Origin of the sequence: Streptomyces antarcticus, from assembly GCF_026627255.1 — a bacterium.
In the GTDB taxonomy this organism is placed as follows: domain Bacteria; phylum Actinomycetota; class Actinomycetes; order Streptomycetales; family Streptomycetaceae; genus Streptomyces; species Streptomyces antarcticus.
Genome location: NZ_JAPNLM010000030.1, coordinates 1 through 19,115 on the forward strand (window position 1 = coordinate 1; position 19,115 = coordinate 19,115).

A 19,115-nucleotide genomic window follows, 5' to 3' on the forward strand; every position below is an offset into this window, starting at 1 on the left:
CGAGCGCCATGACCCCGAGGACGAGCGGGTACCACAGCGCTGCGCGCTGTGGAGGGGAAGCCCTGCGCTGCGCTCCGGGCGCCCCACCCTTCGGGTGGGGCTGGCCTGCGCTGCGCTCCGGCCTGGTGTGGTTCCGCTGCGCTTCACCACACCTCCCACTCATCCCCTGCGCTGCGCTTCGGGGGTGAGTGGGAGTCACCGGCCGCGCTGCGTGCGGCTGGTGATGGCCTTCCGCTGCGCTTCAGGCCGGCCCGGTCCGCTGCGCTCCCCGGCCTCGAGCCCGCTTCGCGGGCGGCTGGCGGGATGGGCTGGTGGAGGGGTTGCTTTTCGGGTGCGGCCACGGACTGGGGTTGACGCCTTCGGCCCGTTGGGGGTCCGCCGCGCGCCACCACGGGGGCCCTCCGGCTCTGGGGCCTGCTCCCGCGGGTGGCCTGGCTGGGTCCGCTGTACTCCACCATTCCCGGGAGGGACTTTCCGGCTGGGCCTCCAGTCCCTTCGGGGTCCGCTGCGCGGGCTTGGCCGTAGGGAGGGGGTGGGGCCGCTCGTTCGTGTCGGGTTCCGCTGTAGCGACTGCATCGACTAGATGCAGCATGTACCGTTGGCGGAAACACGGGACATCCACAGACCGTCTCGGCAGCAAGTGGTTTTTCTCTAGAAAGGACCAGTGGTCATGTGGAGTGCTGAGGACGTGGCGCGGGATTCGGTTCGGCGCCAGGGGGACGGTCTGACCGGGGTTGTGGTTGCGGAGCGGGTCGCGGAGGCGGCGGTCAGGGAGCGGGAGACGGAACGGGCCCTGCTCGGCGGGGCCTTCTCCGAGTACGGGTCGGAGCCGGAGCGGCTGGCCGTGGTCTGGGCGGCGAAGCACCGGGAGTGGCAGCGCGTCAGCCTCATGATGGACACCTCCGGGTGGGACGCGTACGAGCCGGAGCGGGACGTCCAAGGCTCCGTGTGGGAGCGGGAGCGTGATGAACGGCGGCAGGGGGTCCTGTCCGGACACGCCGCGCAGCTGGCGCGGCGGCAGGACGAACGGGACGAGCTGCGGACGGAGCTGTGGCTGTCCGCCGGCTCCAGCCGGCTGATCCGGGCGGCGGCCGCTCGGGCCGGACTGCGGCCCGTCGAGGTCCTGGCGCAGCTCGCCGAGCGGGTCGTGGTCGGCGAGGACGGCACGGTGTCCGTGCCGCCGTTCTCGCCGTCGTTATGACCTGCGGCCGCCTGAAAACCCGCCGGAATTAGTGATCGGAAGGTCAGGAGAATGTCTGTGGTTCAGCTCAGGGAACACCAGGTCGTGCAGAAGTCGGCGTTCCGGAAATGGGTTGGATTCTCTGCAAGATCGTCTGTGCCCGCTCAGGGGGCCCGGGGCACGATCGTGTCCGCGACCGGCTCGGGGAAGACGATCATGGCCGCCGCGTCCGCGCTGGAGTGCTTCCCCGGCGGGCGGATCCTCGTCACCGTGCCAACCCTGGACCTCCTCGTGCAGACCGCGCAGGCGTGGCGCCGGGTTGGCCACCGGGCGCCGATGGTCGCGGTCTGCTCGCTCGAGAACGACGCGGTCCTGGAGCAGCTCGGGGTGCGTACGACCACCAACCCGATCCAGCTCGCCCTGTGGGCCGGCTCCGGGCCGGTCGTCGTGTTCGCCACGTACGCCTCGCTGGTGGACCGCGAGGACGTCGAGGCACCCGCGGGCCAGCGGAAGGTGCGGGGGCCCCTGGAGGCCGCGCTCGCGGGCGGGGAGCGGCTGTACGGGCAGGTGATGGCCCCGTTCGACCTCGCGGTCGTGGACGAGGCGCACTCGACCGCGGGGGATCTGGGGCGGCCGTGGGCGGCGATCCACGACAACACCCGGATCCCGGCCGCCTTCCGGCTCTACATGACGGCGACTCCGCGGATCCTTGCCGCGCCTAGGCCGGGGAAGGGCGCGGGCGGGCCTGAGCCGGTGATCGCGAGCATGGCCGACGATCCGGACGGCACCTACGGGGCCTGGCTCCCGGGGGCGGAGCTGGGGCTGTCCGAGGCAGTGGAGCGCGGGATCCTCGCCGGGTTCGAGATCGACGTCCTCGAGATCCGCGACCCCTCCCCCATCCTCGGCATCTCGGAGGAGGCGCTGCGGGGCCGGCGCCTGGCCCTGCTCCAGGCCGCGCTCCTGGAACACGCGGCCCGGCACAACCTCAAGACCGTCATGACGTTCCACCAGCGGGTCGAAGAAGCCGCCGCATTCGCCGCCAAGCTGCCCGAGACCGCCGCCGAGCTGCACACCGCGGCGGCGGGCTCGGACGCCGGGGTGGCAGCGGCGGCCATGGCGCAGGCGGCACTGCTCCCCCGGTCCTCGATCGGCGCCGAACCGTACGAGCTGGAGACCGGTCGCCACGTACCCCCGGACCGGGTCTGGGCGCAGTGGCTGTGCGGGGACCACCTCGTCGCCGAGCGCCGCGAGACCCTGCGGCAGTTCGCCAACGGCATCGATCCGGCCGGGCGGCGGGTGCACCGGGCGTTCCTCGCGTCCGTACGCGTCCTCGGCGAAGGGGTCGACATCACCGGCGAACGTGGCGTCGAGGCGATCTGCTTCGCCGACACGCGTGGGTCCCAGGTCGAGATCGTGCAGAACATCGGCAGGGCGCTGCGACCCAACCCGGACGGGACGACGAAGGTCGCCAGGATCATCGTGCCGGTCTTCCTGGAACGGGGGGAGGACCCGGGCGACATGGTCGCCTCGGCGTCGTTCGCACCCCTCGTCGCTGTCCTCAACGGGCTCCGGTCCCACTCGGAGAAGCTCGTCGAGCAGCTCGCCTCCCGAGCGCTCACCCGCGGACAGTACGAACGGCAGGTCCACGTCCAGCGCGACGAGGACGGCCGGATCACCGGCGCCAGCACCGCGGCCGGGGCCGGGGAGGACGGCGAGGGCCAGGAGCAGGGCGGTGCCGGCGCGGGCGCCGAGTCGGCGCTGCTGTACTTCTCCAGCCCGCGGGATCCTGCGACGATCGCGGCGTTCCTGCGTACCCGGGTGTACCGGCCGGAGTCCCTGGTCTGGCTGGAGGGGTACCAGGCCCTGCTGCGGTGGCGGGCGGAGAACGGGATCACCGGCCTGTACGCGGTCCCGTACGACACCGAAACCCCGGTCGGGGTGACCGAGGCGTTCCCGCTCGGCCGGTGGGTCCACCAACAGCGCAAAGCCCTACGCGGCGGGGAGCTGGAGGAACGGCGCAAAACCCTCCTCGACGCGGCTGAGGCCGGGATGGTGTGGGAGCCCGGCGAGGAAGCGTGGGAGACCAAACTCGCCGCGCTCCGCTCCTACCACCGGGCCACCGGACACCTCGCACCCCGACAAGACGCCCTCTGGGGCGAAGGAGGGGCTGAGGGCGAGGCGATGATGCCGATCGGGCAGCACATCGCCAACCTCCGGCGGAAAGGCGGCCTCGGCAAGGACACGGAACGGGCGGAGAAGCGGGCGCAGCAGCTGACCGCGATCGACCCCGACTGGAACTGCCCGTGGCCGCTGGACTGGCAACGCCACCACCGGATCCTCGCCCAGCTCGCCGCCGACGAACCCGGCGGCCTGCTCCCCGCCATCCAGCCCGGCGTCCACTTCGACGGCGACGACCTCGGCAGGTGGCTCACACGGCAGCGGCTCCCCCACATCTGGGCACGGCTGACGAGCGAGCAGCAGGAACGACTTGCCGCGCTCGGCGTACGAGCCGCCGCGGCCCCGGCCCCGACCCCCGCCCCGGCGCCCGAGCCCGCGGGTGCGGGCGCGGGCAGCGGGGTGAAGGGGCCGTCCAAGGCACAGCAGGCGTTCCAACGGGGCCTGACAGCCCTCACGCAGTGGATCGAACGGGAAGGCACCGACCGGCCCGTCCCCCGCGGCCACGCCGAGCCGATCACCATCGACGGCGAGACCGAGCCGGTGACCGTCAAGCTCGGCGTATGGATCACCAACACCAAGCAGAGGCGGGACAAACTCGACCAGGCCCAGCGCGCAGCACTCGCGAAGCTGGGCGTGGATTGGGCATGACGCCGACTTTGTGCAGCCGTCGAGCCCAGGCGCAGAGCGGGGATCACTCCCGTTCGTCAGCCCTGGCCGCGTATCTGGCCTGGACGTGGTGAAGAAGCGAGCGGGTGTGCTGGGTAAGGGGCCGGTGCTGGCTCTCGTCGATGACCAGGGCCATCAGCACATGATCCGGGCCGCCTCTTACGGCGTCGCGGATCGTTGAAACTCGGAGGTTGGGCCAGTAGCGGCCGTGCGCGAATCCTGAGGCGGCGCGCCAGACCGCGGTGACCTTGCGGGGCTGCAGCCCGGCGCATTCGGCAGCGTCCTCTATCAGCTTCCCGGCTTCCGGCTTGGCCAGCTTGTCGCGGATGCCCAGGGTCAGGGCGAGGGCGTCGATCTCCTGGACGCGCTCACGGCCCGTTTTGCCGCCGGTGCCCGGTGTGTGGTCGGTTTCTTCCTCGTGCTGGGCCCGGTTGCGCATGTCCTCACGCCACAGACGCAAGGTTCGGCGCCGGCGCTCGGGGCGATCAGGACCGTCCAGGAGCCAGGCGGCCGTCGCGAAGTTCTCCAGCGCACCGCGCATCAGAGTCCATGGGCTCGTCGGGTCCACTTCGCCGGCACGTACGAGCCTGCGCAGCGCGTCCGCGTGGGCGACTCCCGCGGTGAAGGAGTTGCGGATCAGCGTCGAAGCGCCGTACTGGCCCAGGGGCGCGTCGTCGGTAGCCAGGCTGCTGGAGGGCTGCGGTGCCGGGAGCTGTCGGTAGGCACCCTCACCTCGCAGGCTCTCGATGTCCACGAACAGCGGCTGCAGGTAGGCGTACTTGAAGGGAGGCGGTGTCATGACCGGCAGGGTAGAGCCCGCCACTGACACCCCCATGCCGTCAGCGCGAGCCCTCGTGAGCCGCCCCGGGCATTGCTGTTCAGGACCCTCAGGGACGCCGACGGTCTTCAACGTCTCAGCACTGCCGGCTAGGTGTACGACCACGGCGGCACCCCTCTCCTGCCCGCACCGGGCGCCGCGCCCGCACCCCGCGACCGGCGGATGCGGCACCCTCCCAGCGAGACGCCCCGCCAGGCGCCGGGCCGGTGCCCGCCCCGCGGGCAGCGTGCCGCTGGACTTCCTCCGACAGGACAAAGTCCCTCTGCACCATGCCGAGGTGGCCCGCCCGCAACGCGGCCGCGAGCAGCGCCCCGTTCAGCAGCAGGCTGCAGGCAGCGATCCGCTCACGACAGCGCCCGCCCGGAAGCCCTGGCGTCCGGGGGCGGGAGCCGTCGCCATCACCGCGTACGCCCCGCGCCCCTGACCGGGGCGGCCTGCTGCAGGTGCGCGGGGACCGCGGCCTCCGCCGGGGCCGGCTGTCCGGGGGCCCGGCGGGTGGGGTGGAGCGGGAGCGGCCGCCGCTGCGGACACTCCCCTCGCCCCGGCCGCCCGCTCGGCGCGCTGGAAGCCCCGCGCGGCCCGCGCCCGCCTCGCGGAGCAGGCCGTGAGAGGACCTCCCTCATGCCACCCGCTGCCGCCGTGTAGGGCGGGGCTCGGAGTACCGGATCGTCCCGTCTCGCAGCGGCACGTCGTAGAGCTCCCGCAGCATGTCCGTCCCCCGGGAGCGTGCAACCAGGCCGGGGCCGTGGTGCAGGTCGGCCAGGCGGACGGACCCGATACCGGCAGTCCTCTCCGCGTGGCGCTCGCGCTCGACTCTCAGAGCGGCGTCTGCCGCCGTCATGCCCCCCTGGAAAACCTCCCAGCCGCGGGCCGGCGCCGGGGCCGCGATCCGGTCGTAGGCGTCCGCCCAGCGCACACGCAGACGCAGTCCGACGCCGCAGGCCTCCAGGAAGGCCAGGCACTGCTGGCGGCTGGCCGGGAGCACCTGTCCGGCCACGACCCGCCCCGCCGTACTGACCGGCAGCAAATGCCTTCCGCCCGCCAGAACCGACAGGCGGCGCAGCGTCGGTGCGCCGGCCCGCTCGTAGAAGTAGACCAGCGCCTGGCTGAGCGCCCCCGGGGTGGTGACCAGTTCAGGAGAGGCAGGGCGGCGGCGTCCCTGCAGGCGGCCCCGCTCGGCGATCCGGGCATCCAGCCACAACTGCGCAAGGCCCTCGTCGTCCTGGGCGTGGCAGGCGGCGGCGATCGCCTCGACCGTCTCCCGGGCGGGCACGTGCCGGCCCGAGGTGGCGCGCTTGAGGGCGGTCGCCGAGACCCCGGAGCGTGCCGCGAGCTTGTCGTACGACAGCCCGGCCGCGGTACGCAGCTCGCGCAGGGCCACAGCGAGGGCGCCGCGGGCCGGGAGGGTGTGGTCGACGGGGGATTCAGGTCGTCCCATGGACCCTGCCCCGCTCTACCGGCCGGCCTGGAGGGCCGCGCGGGCGGCCGCGGCCACCACGCTCCGGCCTCCCGGTGTGAGGGCGATGACCAGGACGGTGCCGATCGCGCCCGCGCCGCCCAGCAGCGGGAAGATCTCCCCCGTCGGCATCCCCCGCAGGCTCAGCACCACGGCCAGGACGCACACCACCGGCATCACGACACTGATCACGATCGCCTGCGGCATCGTCAGGCCGCCCGGCCTGCCCTCCGGCCCACGCCCCTGCGGGGCGCTCGCGCGGGCGGCTTCCTGCTGTACTGCCATAGCGGTCTCCAGACCGGGGTGCCGGACGGCACCCCTGATAGCCGGGAGGGCGCCGGATGGCGCCCTCCCGTAGTGGTGACTCCGCGCCAAGTGGCGCTCCCCCAGGGGCGATTGCCGTCGCCTGTCCGGGGATCACAAGCATGACAGACAGTCACAGCACCCCGAAGCGCGGAAACCCGGCAGCCCACCCGATAAGTCTGGAATGCGCATTCATTCGTCCGCTGGTGTCCCCGCTGTCCCACTTGCACACACCGACTCCCTTGGAGCGACCTGACCTGCACAAATACCGGGGGCACCTACCGGGATGCATAGGTGGCCTGCTGCCGGCTCCGTCACCGGTCCCCGTGCAGCGCCCCCACCAACAGGGCGCCCGGCCCCGTTCGTCCGCTCGCGTCCAAGGAGAAGTTGCGTTCCGGTCCGCCGGCACGGCACCGTGGGGTGCAGACCGACCGGGCAACCGGCGGAACCCCTGAAGTGGTGACTCCGCAGCAGGGACACAACGAAGCACCGCGTTGCCGCGCGAACGCTTCACACAGCAGGGCCGACCCGCACACGGGGCCGGCCCTGCCGCCATTTTCCGGCCCCGCGACCGGCCCGGAACCGCACCGCCCGGGCTCCGTAAACCGGTTTACGGAGCCCGCTCAGCCCGAGTTCCCCGGCAGCCCGCAGCGCGACGCCGGTGACCCTGCACGGCGAGGACATCGGACGCTGGCTCGCCACCCAGCGCCGCGACTTCGGGAAGCCGAACGAGGAGTAGCAGCGCAGGGCCGGCGAGCTGAGCGGTGGGGAAGGGCCTGACGGGCCCGTAAGGCCCCGCGAAGCGTGTCGTGGCGTCCGGGCCGGGCAAGGGCGGCAGGCGTGCCGGAAGGGTGTCACGGCCCTCGCGCAGTACGCCGCGCGGGCAGGGCGGCTGCCGAGGCGCGGAGTCGTGCAGGTCCTGGCCGACGGGACCGAGCACCGCACCGGGATCTGGATCGGGAACACGAGGCCCGCCGCGACCGGCTCGACGCGGCGCAGCTGCGCGCGCTCGCCGAGCTCGGCGTCGCCTGGGCCCGGTGACCGGGTCGGGCGCCGTTGCAGAATTCTGGAACGGCGCGGCGCCCGGGTCAGGTGCGCGGGTAGTCGTGGCCCGGTGGCGGGTACTGCTGGCCGGGGAGTCCGGCGACGCCGAAGAGGACGATCCGCTCGAACTCCGGCAGCTCCCCCGCCCGCCCGTGGTTCGTGGCGCCGATCGAGCGGACGGCGTATCCGCGGTTGAAACACGCGGTGTCGGCGCGGAAGTTACCCACCTCGGCAGCACGCATCCGGGAGGCAACGGCGCTGCCCCGGCTCGAGGCCGCGTCAGCGGCAGGCCGGAGAGGGCACGGAGGGTGGCGGTGCAGGGACTCGGCCGTTCACCGGCTCCGGTCGACGCGGTCGACGAAGTCGCCGACCGCGGTGGCGAAGGCGGCGGGCGCCTCCTGCGCGACGAAATGCCCGACGTCCGGGATCGTGACCGCGGTGACGTCGCCGGCGACCTGGCGCATCGTCCGCTCGGTGAAGGGGGCGTTGATGCCGTCGACGGCGAGCACGGGAACGGTCAGCGGCCGAGACTCGGCCAGTTGCCGCATCCGGTCGCCGCCGGTCAGGGAGGAACGGTAGAGCCCCTCGGTGCCGCGCCAGCCGCCCGGCCGCGCGTAGGTGCGGGCGAACTCGTCGAGGTCGGCCTCGGCGACCCCGCCCGGCACCATCGTCATCACCGAGACGGCCCAGTCGAGCATCACTCGCTCGCGGCCGGCCAGGAACAGCTCCGGAATTCCCGGGGCGGCCAGGAATCCCACGTGCCAGGAGCCGCCGTTCATCACGTCGGCCAGCATCTCCCAGCCGTACCCCGGAAGGGTGGTCTCGACGCCGGTGAAGCTGAGGACGTCGCCGGGGTGCGTGGCCGCGAACGCGAAGACCGGCCCGCCGCTGATGTCCTGGCAGGTCACATGCACGGGCCCCACGCCGAGGTGGGCGACCAGCCGGTGCAGGTCCTCCGCCATGGTGGCCAAGTCGTGGTCGCCGTCGGCGATGCCGGAGTCGCCGAAGCCGCGCAGGTCGACGGCGAACACCCGGTGGGTGGCGGCGAGCAGCGGGATGACGTCGCGGAAGGCCCACCAGGACTCCGGCCACCCGTGTACCAGCAGGATCGGGGAGCCGCTGTCGCCCGCCGAGACGTAGTGCAACGTGGTGCCGTTGACCTCGGCGGTGTGGTGCGTGACGCCCGCCACGGCGGGCGAGGCGGTCACGAAAGAGCTGGTCATGCGATGACTCCCAAGATAGACAACCAGGTTGACTCCAGTATTGGTCAACCTGGTTGTCCAGGTCAAGGGAAGATCTAGACTGTGGTCATGTCCTCACGATCCGGCGCCGATCTCGCCCTGCTGCTCCTGGGCAGCTACCGCAATCTGGTGGACGAAGTGGTCCGGGAGCTGGCGACCCGGGGATACCCCGACGCCCGGCCGTCGCACGAGTACGCGATCCGGGCCATCCGAGCCGGCGCCGACAGCGCCTCGGACCTGGCCCGCAGACTCGCCATCACCAAGCAGGCCGCGGCGAAGACGATCGCCGCGCTCGTCGAACGCGGGTACGTCACCACCGAGACCGACCCCGCCGACATCCGCCGCAAGAACATCCGGATCACCGATCACGGGATCGGACTGATCACCGAGAGCACGGCGATCTTCGACGAGGTGCGGGCCCGCTGGGAAGTGCGTCTGGGCGCCGCCGAACTCGCCGAGCTGGAAAAGCAGCTCGCCCAATTCGTCGGCGACTCGCCCATCAACCTCGACGCTCCGGGCTGGGCGGCGGGACAGGAACTGCGCTAGCGGTCAGCAGCAGCCCCGGGCAGCGGTCCGGCCCCGGTCCGACAGCGTCCACCAGGCCGCCCATGCCCGGTCCGCCGCCCGCCCGCAAGCCCCGCCCGCGGCGTCCGGGTGCGGGAGCCTTCGCCGTCACCGCGTACGCCCCGCGCCCCTGGCCGGTGCGGCCTGCCGCCGGTGAGCAGGGACGGCGGCTTCCGCCGGGGCCTGCTGCCCAGGTGCCGCGGCGGCCGGGGTGGTGGCGGAGCGGGGGCGGGCCGCCGCCGGGGAGACCCGGATGCGGGAGGCGGGCCCGGCTGACCGTGGGTCCGTGCGTGCTGTCCTGACGCCTGATGCCGGACACCCCGGGCGCGCGGTGTCGCCACCGTCAGGCCCAGCGGGGGCGGCCCCGCGGTAGCGGTCAGGAGTCAGGACCCGGAACCCGTCCCGGGAACTCGGGGGCACACCCCAGGACGATGCTGGCTCCCGCCCCGGCCCCCGTGCCGGCCGCGGGCCCAGGCCCGGGCGGCGAGGCGAAGGGGTCGTTCAAGGCGCAGCAGGCGTTCCAGCGGGGCTTGGCGGCCCTCGCCCAGTACGTCGCGCGGGAAGGCGGCCTGCCCGCGCGCTCTGCGGTCGAGGTCCTGCCCGACGGGGTGGAGCACCGCACCGGGATCTGGTACGGGAATCTGAGAGCCCGCCGCGACAAGTTCGACCAGGCCCCACTGCCGCACTCGCCGAACTCGGAGCCGCGTGGGCGCGGTAACGGGGCAGCCCGCCGGGGCGCCGGACGGGCCGCCCGGTTCCGCGGAGCGTACATAAGGTGCGTGCCCTGCGCGGCGCGGCGGCGAGCTGGCCGTCGCCTTCGGGTACGTGCACTCGGTGGGCGGTAGGACGGGAGTACCTGCGGAGTTGCGCCGGCAAGACGCCCGCCGCGGCCCGGTTGCACCGTTCGACCGCGCCGATCCAAGCCCACGCTTGGATTTGAGCAGGGGCGGGCGCGGCCGGAGGGGCGGGGCAGGGCGGGGCGGGGTGTTGAGGGTGGGCCGGGGCCGGGCCGCACATGACGTCGCCGTCTCGCATAGCCTCAGCGACCGGGCGTTGGCTGCGCGTGGTGCTGGGCCCCCGATAGGGGCGCCCGGCACCATGCGTATAGAACGCGGCGATCCGGTCAGTCCTGAGAGACGGCCTGGAGCAGGGCGCCGACCTTCGCGACTCCCGCTGTCGCAGCACGCTCCCCGGTTCCGGTAGCTTGAACGCGTTCAAGTCGTCGGGTCCGAGGGTTGGTCATGCAGGCCGCTGTGCGAGCGAGTATTCATCCATGGCAGTTCGGCCTCGTGCTGTGCGCCGTGGTCACCCCCCTACCTGTGCTGATCGTGTGGTTCGCGGGTTCCGGCATCCCGGCGCTCGCCTTCGCGACCGCCGCGGTGGTCTCCGTGCCGTTGTTCCTGCACGCCCGGCCGTCCGGCTTCGTCTACGTCGCGGGCACCATCGCGGCGCTGCTGGTGCTGTGGTCGTTCATCGGCGCCATGGCCGGAATGTTCCTGTTCTTCCCCTCGGCGCTGCAGCTCCTGCTGGCCACCGGGGCGGACCCGCGCGAACGCCCGACCGCCGCCAAGGTGATGGTCGGTACCGGACTCCTGCTGTCGGCGGCGGTCGTGGTGCAGTCGTTGAGGAGCTGAGCGCTCCCACGGGTCCGGCTAGCGGGTGCGCGGCGTGTGGAGACCCTGCTGGACGCCCCGGAGGCCGGGATGGTCTGGGAGCCCGGCGAGGAAGCGGGGGAGACCAAACTCGCCGCGCTCGGCTCTTACCAGCGGGCGCACGGTCACTTGGCACCCCGGCAGGATGCCGTCTGGGGCGAGGTCGGCGAGCAGCTCGCGATCGGGCAGCTGATGGCCAACCTCCGGCGGAGAGGCGGCCTTGGGAAGAACGAGGAGCGGGCCCGCGCCCGCGCCGAGCAGCTGGCCGCGATCGACCCCGACTGGGCGTGCCCGTGGCCGCTCGACTGGCAACGCCACCACCGAGTCCTCGCCCAGCTCACCGAAACCGAGACCGACGGCCTCCTCCCCGCGATCGAGCCCGGCGTCACCTTCGACGGCGACGACCTCGGACGATGGCTCACACGGCAAAACCGCGACTGGGCACAGCTCTCCGCCGAACAGCAGGAACGGCTGACCGCACTCGGCGTGACGCCCGCTCAGGCCGCGGCCCCCGCCCCGGTGGCCGCGGGTGCGGCGAAGGGCGGTTCGAGCAAGGCGCAGCAGGCGTTCCAGCGGGGCTTGGCGGCCCTCGCGCAGTGGGTCGAGCGGGAAGGCCGCGTTATCGTGCCTCGTGCGCACAGCGAGGTGCTGCCGGATGGGACGGCGGTCCGGCTGGGGGTCTGGTTGTCCAACGCCTGCAGCCGGCGGGACGGGCTGAGCCCGGAGCAGCGCGCCGCGCTCGCCGCGCTCGGCATCGGCTGGGCGCGGTGGCACCCGGGCGGGTGATTGGGGTGCGCACCCGCTGTTCGCGGAGATCGTTCTTCAGGGGTGACCACATACAAGGCAGCCACGACCTTCGCACTCACGGCCGGTGCGGCGGCACTGGCCGCAGCCGCCGCACCGGCTTCCGCCGGCGGCATCGGTGACATCCTGTCGCCGGCCTTCGGCACCAACTGCGCCAACCACAACACCGGACCCCACGCCGCCGGGGCCCCCACCACACCCGTCATACCAACCTGCAACCAACTGACCAGCCAGCCCGCTAAAAACGTCAGCGCCAGATCGGCATTCATGACACCGCTCATATCGTCAGCGCGTAACCGCTGAACAGCGACAACCTCTGTATCACCGGACTGACATCACGATGCCGAATCACCACTGACAAAAACCCGCAGATCATCACACCTCGCACCCCGCCAAGACGCGGTGTGGGACGCAGGAGAGGCTGAGGGCGGGGCGGCGATGATGCCGATCGGGCAACACATGGCCAACCTGCGGCGGAAAGGCGGCCTCGGCAAGGACCCACAGCGCGCGGAGACCCGGGCCGCGCAGCTCGCGGAGATCGACCCGGACTGGAACTGCCCCTGGCCGCTGGACTGGCAGCGGCACTATCGCGTCCTGGGGGACCTGGTCGACGCCGACGGCGTCCTGCCCCACATCGCGCCGGGCGTCATCTTCGAGGGCGACGACGTGGGCAAGTGGCGGTGGCGGCAACAGGAACCGGGCACCTGGAAGATGCTGTCGGCCGAACAGCAGGAACGGCTGACCAAGCTCGGCATCAAGACACCTGAAGCCCCTACTCCCGCCCCGGCGCCCATGCCCGTGACGAAGGGCCCGAGCAAGGCGCAGCAGGCATTCCAGCGGGGCCTGGCAGCCCTCGCGCAGTGGGTCGAGCGGGAAGGTCATCGGCCGGTGCCGCGCGGTCACAGCGAGCCGCTCGGGGTCGAGGGCGAGGCGGAGCCGGTGGTGGTGAAGCTGGGTGTGTGGGTCTCGAACACCAAGTCGAGGCGCGACAAGCTCACGGCGGAGGAGCTGACCGCACTGCGGGATCTGGGCATGGAGTGGGCGTAGACCAGGTGGGAACGAGCGGCGGGGCCGCGCGCTCCGTGGTCGAGGTGCTGCCCGACGGCGCCGAGCACCGCGCGCGGGATCTGATGCGGATCGGAAAGCCCGCCGCGGCCGGCTCGACCGGGCGAGCCGGCCGCGCTCGCCGAGCTCGGGGTTGGCCTCGAAGGTGACAACTGACGCCACTGGTAAGTGGGGTCTGACTCCACTCGGTGCGACCCCGACGTGGCTGTGAAGACGAGATCTGACTCCACGTAGGGATCGAGGCGGCTGCCGATCTCCGGGGGTAGCTGGGGGCGGCCCTATGAGCGACGAATGGGGCTTGGTGCCGTTCCCTCGACAGTACCTCCCGGCGAACATCCCGCCTGGACCGCCATGCGGCAGTCCGACCTTCGTCACCGGGCGACGCTGCGCTGCTTTCCTTGCTTCACCTTTGTGGAGGGGGCGGGGGTAGTGCGGGGTTGGGGGTGAGGATGCGGCGTAGTACGGATTCGACTTCGTCGCGGGTGGGGGGCTGGGAGTTGGCCAGGCCGCGCAGGGTGATGCCCTGACTGGCGGCTGCGACGGCTGCGGCGGTGACGGGGTCGGTGTAGTGGGAGATGGCCCGGATGTTGTTCTGGGTGTGCCGGTCGGCGACGGCGCGGAGTTCGGGGCGGCGCAGGGCCGCCAGGTAGAGCTCGAACTCCATGGTGTTCTGGCCGCGGCTGTCTGCGGTGAAGCTGCCCATGAGGGCGTCGGTGAGCAGGACGGCGAACTGTTCGGGGCTGAGGTTGGGCCGCTGGGCGACCCATTGTTCGAGGTAGGCGCCGAAGCGGTCGACGGAGCGTTCCAGGGCGGCTCTGATGAGGTCTTCGCGGGTGGCGAAGTGGTAGGTGGTGGCCCCGAGCGGGACGCCCGCTTCCTCGGCCACGGCACGGTGGGTGAGTCCCTCGATGCCGCGCCGGGTGATGACCCGTTCCGTGGCGCTGATGATCTCTTCGATGCGGCGCTGCGGGTCGCGTTTCCGGCGCGGCTGCGCCGTTCGCCCGCCAGAGTCTGTCATCGCGCTGCTTTCAGCGGGCTGGCGGGTCGGTGGTGGTTGTGAGGCGGGACGGTCACGGCAAGGCTCCCTCAGGATCAGCTCTTCGGATCAGTCTAGGACGTGCGTACCACTGGAGCAGTACGGGGTATTGCCACAGAATTTGGTCGATCTGACGAGCGGACCTACAGCGCCGTGTCCGATTTGCGATAGATCACAGAATCTGTACAGTACAGATGTACTAGTTTTTAGCTGGCTTCGAGCCACTGCGTCGACACAAGGAGTGACCATGCCCACGAACCCCGCGTTCACCGCATGCCTGGCCGTCAACGACATCACCGAGACCCTGGATTTCTACGAGTCGCTCGGCTTCGGCGTCAGCCGCGAGTCGATCTCCAGCGACGGTGTCCACCTCGTTTTCAACGGCGAGCGGATGGCCTTCATGGTCCAGCCCAAGACCGAGGCCAACGCCTTTCTCCCGCAGGTGGCACAGGACAAGCCGGGCGCCTCTGCCTTCTTCTACCTCGACGCCCCCGACTTCGACGCCGCCTGCGCGAAGATCCGCGACCAGGTCGAGGTCCTCAAGGAAGCCGAGGACGGCGGCTACCGGATGATGTACTTCCGCGACCCCAACGGCTACGCCGTCGCCCTGAGCGCCAACGCCACCTGACCCAGCCACAGGACAGCACCCAGCGCCCGCACGGGAGCCGGTCCCCCACCAGCGGGCCTCCGTCGCAGGCCGTGCGTGGGACCGGCACCCAGCGAGGCACGGGGAGACCAGCAGCCACGGCCCGCTCCCGCCGCGGCCCTGCGCGCCACAGCAGCACATCAGGAAGAGAACAGACGTCATGAGCGACAGCACCCTGGCGGGGAAGATCTCCTGCCACGCGATCTGGGCCCGGGACGGACGCCGGCTCGCCGAGTTCTACGCCGCCGCCCTGGGCACCGAGATCGCCGAGGCGTACCCGGACGAGGAAGGCAACGAAGCCGCCTTCGCCCTCGCCCTCCACGGGTCGATGTACGTCTTCTACACAGCGAAACCCTTCAAGGCCCCCCGCTGGCCCGAAGAGGAGCTGCCCTTCCACCTGGACATCTCTTTCGACAACGTCCCGGCGGCCGAGAAGCAGCTGCTCGCACTCGGGGCCACCAAGCCGGCCCACCAGCCCGGCGGCGAGCACTGGACCGTCCTGCTCGACCCCTCAGGCCAGCCGTTCTGCATCAACACCAGCACATAGGCGATGGCCACGCTGCTCCTCGCGCTCGGCACAGGCGAGGTCACAGCGTCGGGGGCGCGGGTAGCCGGACGACGAGGCCCCCCTGGCCGCCCCGCCGGCGCCGCTCGGCCGCCGGTCCGGCGGACCGAGCCCGGCCTTGGAACCGCGGACAGCAGGGCGCCCGGCCGACAATCAGCCGCCCCTCCGCCGCACATGCCCCGCCCCCGGACACCCCAGCTCGGCGCCGACACCGAGATACGCGAACCGTCCGCCGCCCGGCCGCGGACTCGACGTACGGCGCGAAAAGCACCGGGCCGGCCAGCCGAGGCCCCGAGCACGGCGTACGAGGACCCACCCGGCCCGTGCGCGCCCAGCGCCGTGCCACCCGCACGCCAGCCTGGAACCGCACACATCGCGTACATGCCGCGTACGCAGATCGTGCGAATCGGGGGCGGGTGGATGCCCGTGCAGGAGGTGAGCGAGCAGCGTACGAGCGGCCGGGTCGGGGGCCGCGTTGAGGGCCGCGAATACGGCCCGGAGCCAGCCCTGGATGGAGAGGGGAGCGAGGGCCGGCTACCTCGGAGCGCCCGCTGGGCACGATTCGCCGGCCACACACATGAGTGCATCGACGACCTGCTGGTCCTGGACTCCATAGATCCGGCAGAGATCACGGACATCACGCGGGCTGATCCGGCGGTGGCCATTCTCCAGCAGGCTGATCTTCGGCTGGGAGACCATGAGCAGGGCCGCCGCCTCGGCGGACTTCATGCCCTTGGACTCGCGTAGCCTGCGCAGCTCGGCCCCCAGCCGGCGCCGCCTGATCAGTGCATCTGCATCAGCCACCAGGGGACATGTACCTCCGACTGCCTTAGCCCCGATGCAGCAGCCGACGAGGCCCAGACCGCGGGCGCGGCCAGGGCCGTTTCACGGGCTCGATGGGAGGGCTGAACGTTTCTGCAAGTGTCGCCCCACCAACGCGCCCCAAGCCCAGGCAGGCACGCCGCCAGATAGGTGAATCAGCCTCATACAGGGGCCAATTTCCATCCTCAGGGAACGGGGCGTTCGAGGCGATCGCGATCGCCACCGGCGGTATCCCGCGCTCTTGGTGGGCGCGGTGGCCGGGCACCGCAGGCTCGGCCGGGGCCGACTGTCCGGGAGCCACTGCCACGAGGGTGGTGGTGGAGCGGGAGCGGGCGGCCGTCGGGGAGACCCGGGCGCGGGCGGCGCGGCGGCGCCGTCAGGGAGTGCAGGGTCGCGTCCACGAGCGCTCCGCGTCCGTGCTCACAGGCGGCGGCCCCACGCATCGACGGCCTCCCGGCGGGGGCGGCGACACGGGCGTCGGCCGGCCCCGGAGCGGAAGCGGGGGCCGGAGCGGCAGTCGCGACCGGAGCGAGCGCGGGCGCGGGGGTGTGGGGGCGGATGACCCGCCGAGGAGTAGACACCATGCCCGGCTGCCCCGGGGCTGCTGTGCCAAGGCGCACGAGCTCCGGTCCCCTCAGGCCGCGGCCGGCGGGTTCGCCCATCCCGAGGCGCGGCGGTGTTCGGCGTTGATGCGCTGGGCTTCCTGAAGCTGGTCTTCGAGGATGACGATCCGGCAGGCCGCCTCGACCGGGGTGCCCTGGTCGACGAGCTCACGGGCACGGGCAGCGAGCCGCAGCTGGTAGCGGGAGTAACGCCGGTGGCCACCCGGCGAGCGGAGCGGGGTGATGAGGCGGTGCTCGCCGATCGCGCGGAGGAAGCTCTGGGTGGTGCCGAGCATGTCGGCGGCCCGGCCCATCGTGTAGGCGGGGTAGTCATCGTCATCGAGACGGCCGTAGGAGTCGTCTGCGGTCATTTCACCTCTCTGTGAACCATGCGGAGGGGCCCTGGTGCCTAATGGCACCAGGGCCCCGAAGGAACTGCTACACCATCTGCCGGCCCTGATGCTGCGCCGGCCTACTCATCCGCCTACCCGACCTGAGAAGCGTCGGGGGTGCGGGGATCGCGGTTGCTTGACCGGAGACCACCTCACTAACGATGTCCTGCGGTACCCGGACTCAACAATCCGTCCGGGCGATCCCGATGATGCTTGGGCTCCTCCGTTCATCCCTCGGATGATCAACTGCATACCAACTGGGAACTGCGTACTGCTGATACTGCGAACTGCTGCAACGCGGATACTGCTCCTACTACTGCACTGCGTACTGCTGGTGGCCTCAACCAGCGCCACTCCGGCAGCCAGCCCCGTCGCCCATCCTGCATCCGCTCTGGCTTAGAACCCCACTGCCGAACCTCCCGGAGCGCGCGCCCGCAGCCGACGCCTTCACCGAGGTACTGCCCACTCAACTTCACTGCTGGCGGCCTCAACCAGCGCCACACTTCCGGCAGCCAGCCCCGTCGCCCGTCCTACATCTGCTCTGGCTTAGAACCCCACTGCCGAACCTCCCGGAGCGGATGCCCACCATCGACACCCTTACCGAGGTACTGCCGGGTACTGCGAACCGCTGGTACTGCGTGTGGTGGCCCCTGATCACTGCGGGCCACCCGGTCCGGTGACCAGCCCCGTCGCCGACCTGCACAAACCCTGGCTTCGACACTCCACCACCGCACCGTCATACGGGTACTGCCTGCACTGCGGTACTGCTGCCCGGCAGTTCGTCTCTGCCAGGCCCTGCGGTCTCTCTGGGCTACGAGAGAAACCATAACCACCCCACCACCCAATGTCTACTCCGGCCGACACAGGTTTTCGTGCGGGCAGTGAACAGGTAATCGAACGGGGAGAAGCGCGGCCGCACGCCGCGGCGGACAGGAACAGGGCGGGCGTGCCCCGGGTCGGCTCGGCGGTTCTCCCCGGGGCCGGATACGGCGTCACCGCGGTGCCCCGCCGCCCTGGCGGGCACGGCGGCTCGCCGGTGGGCGGGAACCGCCGGCTCGGCGGCGGCCGGCTGTCCGGGAGCGGCTGCCGTGGGAGTGGTGGTGGAGCGGGAGCGGGAGGCCGCCGAGGAGACCCGGGCCCGGGGCGCGGACGGCGCGGAGGGCGGCATCGTCAGGGAGTACAGGGTCGCGTCCACGGGCCCCATGAGCGCTCCGCGTCCGTGCTCGCAGGCGGCGGCGCCCACGGATCGACGGCCTCCCGCACCGGCGGCCCGGCGGGCGCAGCGGCGGGTGCGGTGCCCGGAGCGGCGGCGGGTGCAGGGGTGTCGGCCGGCCCCGGAGCGGCAGTTCGCGGCCGGCGGGCGCGGCGGCCGCGGTGACGGCGGCGACGGCCTGGTCCGCGCCACCCCGGCCGCGTGGGCGTCAATGAGGATCCGGGCGACGTCGACGCCCGCCTGGTCGAGGCCGGCCATGCGGCCGCGATGTCCGGCCACGCCGGGGAGGCGAGGACCGCGTCGCGGACCAGGCCGCCCGGCATCGTCGTCTTCAGCAGGTCGCGTTCAGTCGCCGTCAAGCTCGAAAGTGTGTCGCTTCGGCCACTCGGGAAGCCAATCCGTCTCGATGGACCCACGAAATACCCCCACGAGCCATTTCTCGAGGGACATATGCGTTTCGTACCAGTCTCCCCAATTTCGACGAAAGGCTGAAACCGTCCATGGCTTGCCTTCACTAGACGGAACTAGAAAAAGGCGATCCCCTTCAATCGTATGCCCCCAAATGAGCATTCCTCCAGGCTGAGGAAGTACGGGATCAACGATGCGTTTTGATTCTCCCCGCTTCACATAATCACTCATCCATTCCCCCATCTCCCGCATCGTGCGGGGTCCGTAGAGAAATAGATAACCATCGACCAAGGAATCTCCATAGGCCGCACTAATTCTATGAAATTCGACAGGCAATGACACCCGCCAATCTCTCTCAATCTCAGCAATACTGCGCCCAGCAGCCCAAGGAGAGGGGCCAAGAATACTGATCAGCTGATTGAAATCTTCACTCAACAGAA

General features: G+C 71.5%; 16 protein-coding genes and 2 pseudogenes. 9 read left to right on the plus strand and 9 right to left on the minus strand.

The window, feature by feature from the left end; genetic code table 11:
* The first annotated feature begins 670 nt into the window (after positions 1 to 670).
* Positions 671 to 1,201 (plus strand): hypothetical protein, encoded by a 531-nt coding sequence (locus OTB16_RS32495; protein ID WP_267725429.1) that lies wholly within the window; start codon positions 671 to 673, stop codon positions 1,199 to 1,201.
* Between the two features lie 51 nt (positions 1,202 to 1,252).
* Positions 1,253 to 4,006, plus strand: coding sequence for a DEAD/DEAH box helicase (locus tag OTB16_RS32500; RefSeq protein ID WP_267725431.1), 2,754 nt, complete (start codon positions 1,253 to 1,255; stop codon positions 4,004 to 4,006).
* Positions 4,007 to 4,049: 43 nt separating this feature from the next.
* Here the strand turns inward: OTB16_RS32500 and OTB16_RS32505 are convergent, their stop codons facing one another.
* The 5 genes from OTB16_RS32505 to OTB16_RS32525 form a co-directional block, all read right to left on the minus strand.
* Positions 4,050 to 4,823: a hypothetical protein gene (locus OTB16_RS32505; protein ID WP_267725433.1), complete on the minus strand. Its 774-nt coding sequence runs from the start codon at positions 4,821 to 4,823 to the stop codon at positions 4,050 to 4,052.
* Positions 4,824 to 5,481: 658 nt separating this feature from the next.
* Positions 5,482 to 6,300, minus strand: a complete 819-nt coding sequence (locus OTB16_RS32510; RefSeq protein ID WP_267725435.1) for a helix-turn-helix domain-containing protein — start codon at positions 6,298 to 6,300, stop codon at positions 5,482 to 5,484.
* A 15-nt stretch (positions 6,301 to 6,315) separates the two neighbouring features.
* Positions 6,316 to 6,603, minus strand: coding sequence for a hypothetical protein (locus tag OTB16_RS32515; RefSeq protein WP_267725437.1), 288 nt, complete (start codon positions 6,601 to 6,603; stop codon positions 6,316 to 6,318).
* Between the two features lie 1,106 nt (positions 6,604 to 7,709).
* A complete protein-coding gene (locus OTB16_RS32520) occupies positions 7,710 to 7,907 on the minus strand; it encodes a hypothetical protein (RefSeq protein ID WP_267725439.1) in 198 nt (65 codons plus the stop codon).
* Between the two features lie 90 nt (positions 7,908 to 7,997).
* Positions 7,998 to 8,888 carry an alpha/beta fold hydrolase gene (locus OTB16_RS32525; RefSeq protein WP_267725441.1) on the minus strand — a complete coding sequence of 297 codons (891 nt, stop codon included), beginning with the start codon at positions 8,886 to 8,888 and terminating at the stop codon, positions 7,998 to 8,000.
* 87 nt (positions 8,889 to 8,975) lie between these two features.
* Between OTB16_RS32525 and OTB16_RS32530 the strand changes: the two genes are divergently transcribed.
* From OTB16_RS32530 to OTB16_RS32550, 5 genes and pseudogenes are all read left to right on the plus strand, one after another.
* Positions 8,976 to 9,452 carry a MarR family winged helix-turn-helix transcriptional regulator gene (locus OTB16_RS32530; protein ID WP_267725443.1) on the plus strand — a complete coding sequence of 159 codons (477 nt, stop codon included), beginning with the start codon at positions 8,976 to 8,978 and terminating at the stop codon, positions 9,450 to 9,452.
* A 1,271-nt stretch (positions 9,453 to 10,723) separates the two neighbouring features.
* Complete coding sequence (locus OTB16_RS32535) at positions 10,724 to 11,104, plus strand: hypothetical protein (RefSeq protein ID WP_267725445.1); 381 nt, start codon at positions 10,724 to 10,726, stop codon at positions 11,102 to 11,104.
* A 33-nt stretch (positions 11,105 to 11,137) separates the two neighbouring features.
* Positions 11,138 to 11,908: pseudogene (locus OTB16_RS32540) on the plus strand (helicase associated domain-containing protein); the annotation flags it as partial.
* Positions 11,909 to 11,950: 42 nt separating this feature from the next.
* Positions 11,951 to 12,229: a hypothetical protein gene (locus tag OTB16_RS32545; protein WP_267725446.1), complete on the plus strand. Its 279-nt coding sequence runs from the start codon at positions 11,951 to 11,953 to the stop codon at positions 12,227 to 12,229.
* A 63-nt stretch (positions 12,230 to 12,292) separates the two neighbouring features.
* Positions 12,293 to 12,973, plus strand: a pseudogene (locus OTB16_RS32550) (helicase associated domain-containing protein); the annotation flags it as partial.
* A 421-nt stretch (positions 12,974 to 13,394) separates the two neighbouring features.
* On the opposite strand, the gene OTB16_RS32555 reads toward OTB16_RS32550, so the two are convergent.
* A complete protein-coding gene (locus OTB16_RS32555; protein ID WP_267725448.1) occupies positions 13,395 to 14,009 on the minus strand; it encodes a TetR/AcrR family transcriptional regulator in 615 nt (204 codons plus the stop codon).
* A 265-nt stretch (positions 14,010 to 14,274) separates the two neighbouring features.
* Between OTB16_RS32555 and OTB16_RS32560 the strand changes: the two genes are divergently transcribed.
* Entirely contained in the window at positions 14,275 to 14,655 is a 381-nt protein-coding gene (locus tag OTB16_RS32560; protein ID WP_267725449.1) for a VOC family protein, read from the plus strand.
* 178 nt (positions 14,656 to 14,833) lie between these two features.
* Positions 14,834 to 15,220 (plus strand): VOC family protein, encoded by a 387-nt coding sequence (locus OTB16_RS32565; protein WP_267725451.1) that lies wholly within the window; start codon positions 14,834 to 14,836, stop codon positions 15,218 to 15,220.
* A gap of 552 nt (positions 15,221 to 15,772) precedes the next feature.
* Here the strand turns inward: OTB16_RS32565 and OTB16_RS32570 are convergent.
* The 3 genes from OTB16_RS32570 to OTB16_RS32580 form a co-directional block, all read right to left on the minus strand.
* Entirely contained in the window at positions 15,773 to 16,042 is a 270-nt protein-coding gene (locus OTB16_RS32570; RefSeq protein ID WP_324290909.1) for a helix-turn-helix domain-containing protein, read from the minus strand.
* Positions 16,043 to 16,694: 652 nt separating this feature from the next.
* A complete protein-coding gene (locus OTB16_RS32575) occupies positions 16,695 to 17,033 on the minus strand; it encodes a helix-turn-helix domain-containing protein (protein WP_267725452.1) in 339 nt (112 codons plus the stop codon).
* A gap of 1,579 nt (positions 17,034 to 18,612) precedes the next feature.
* Positions 18,613 to 19,110 (minus strand): hypothetical protein, encoded by a 498-nt coding sequence (locus OTB16_RS32580; RefSeq protein WP_267725454.1) that lies wholly within the window; start codon positions 19,108 to 19,110, stop codon positions 18,613 to 18,615.
* Positions 19,111 to 19,115: the final 5 nt, after the last annotated feature.

What these genes read in the sequence shown, in the direction of transcription:
- OTB16_RS32495 (WP_267725429.1), top strand. Translation starts at nt 671, where the DNA reads ATGTGGAGTGCTGAGGACGTGGCGCGGGATTCGGTTCGGCGCCAGGGG.
- OTB16_RS32500 (WP_267725431.1), top strand. Translation starts at nt 1,253, where the DNA reads ATGTCTGTGGTTCAGCTCAGGGAACACCAGGTCGTGCAGAAGTCGGCG.
- OTB16_RS32505 (WP_267725433.1), bottom strand. Translation starts at nt 4,823, where the DNA reads ATGACACCGCCTCCCTTCAAGTACGCCTACCTGCAGCCGCTGTTCGTG.
- OTB16_RS32510 (WP_267725435.1), bottom strand. Translation starts at nt 6,300, where the DNA reads ATGGGACGACCTGAATCCCCCGTCGACCACACCCTCCCGGCCCGCGGC.
- OTB16_RS32515 (WP_267725437.1), bottom strand. Translation starts at nt 6,603, where the DNA reads ATGGCAGTACAGCAGGAAGCCGCCCGCGCGAGCGCCCCGCAGGGGCGT.
- OTB16_RS32520 (WP_267725439.1), bottom strand. Translation starts at nt 7,907, where the DNA reads ATGCGTGCTGCCGAGGTGGGTAACTTCCGCGCCGACACCGCGTGTTTC.
- OTB16_RS32525 (WP_267725441.1), bottom strand. Translation starts at nt 8,888, where the DNA reads ATGACCAGCTCTTTCGTGACCGCCTCGCCCGCCGTGGCGGGCGTCACG.
- OTB16_RS32530 (WP_267725443.1), top strand. Translation starts at nt 8,976, where the DNA reads ATGTCCTCACGATCCGGCGCCGATCTCGCCCTGCTGCTCCTGGGCAGC.
- OTB16_RS32555 (WP_267725448.1), bottom strand. Translation starts at nt 14,009, where the DNA reads ATGACAGACTCTGGCGGGCGAACGGCGCAGCCGCGCCGGAAACGCGAC.
- OTB16_RS32560 (WP_267725449.1), top strand. Translation starts at nt 14,275, where the DNA reads ATGCCCACGAACCCCGCGTTCACCGCATGCCTGGCCGTCAACGACATC.
- OTB16_RS32565 (WP_267725451.1), top strand. Translation starts at nt 14,834, where the DNA reads ATGAGCGACAGCACCCTGGCGGGGAAGATCTCCTGCCACGCGATCTGG.
- OTB16_RS32575 (WP_267725452.1), bottom strand. Translation starts at nt 17,033, where the DNA reads ATGACCGCAGACGACTCCTACGGCCGTCTCGATGACGATGACTACCCC.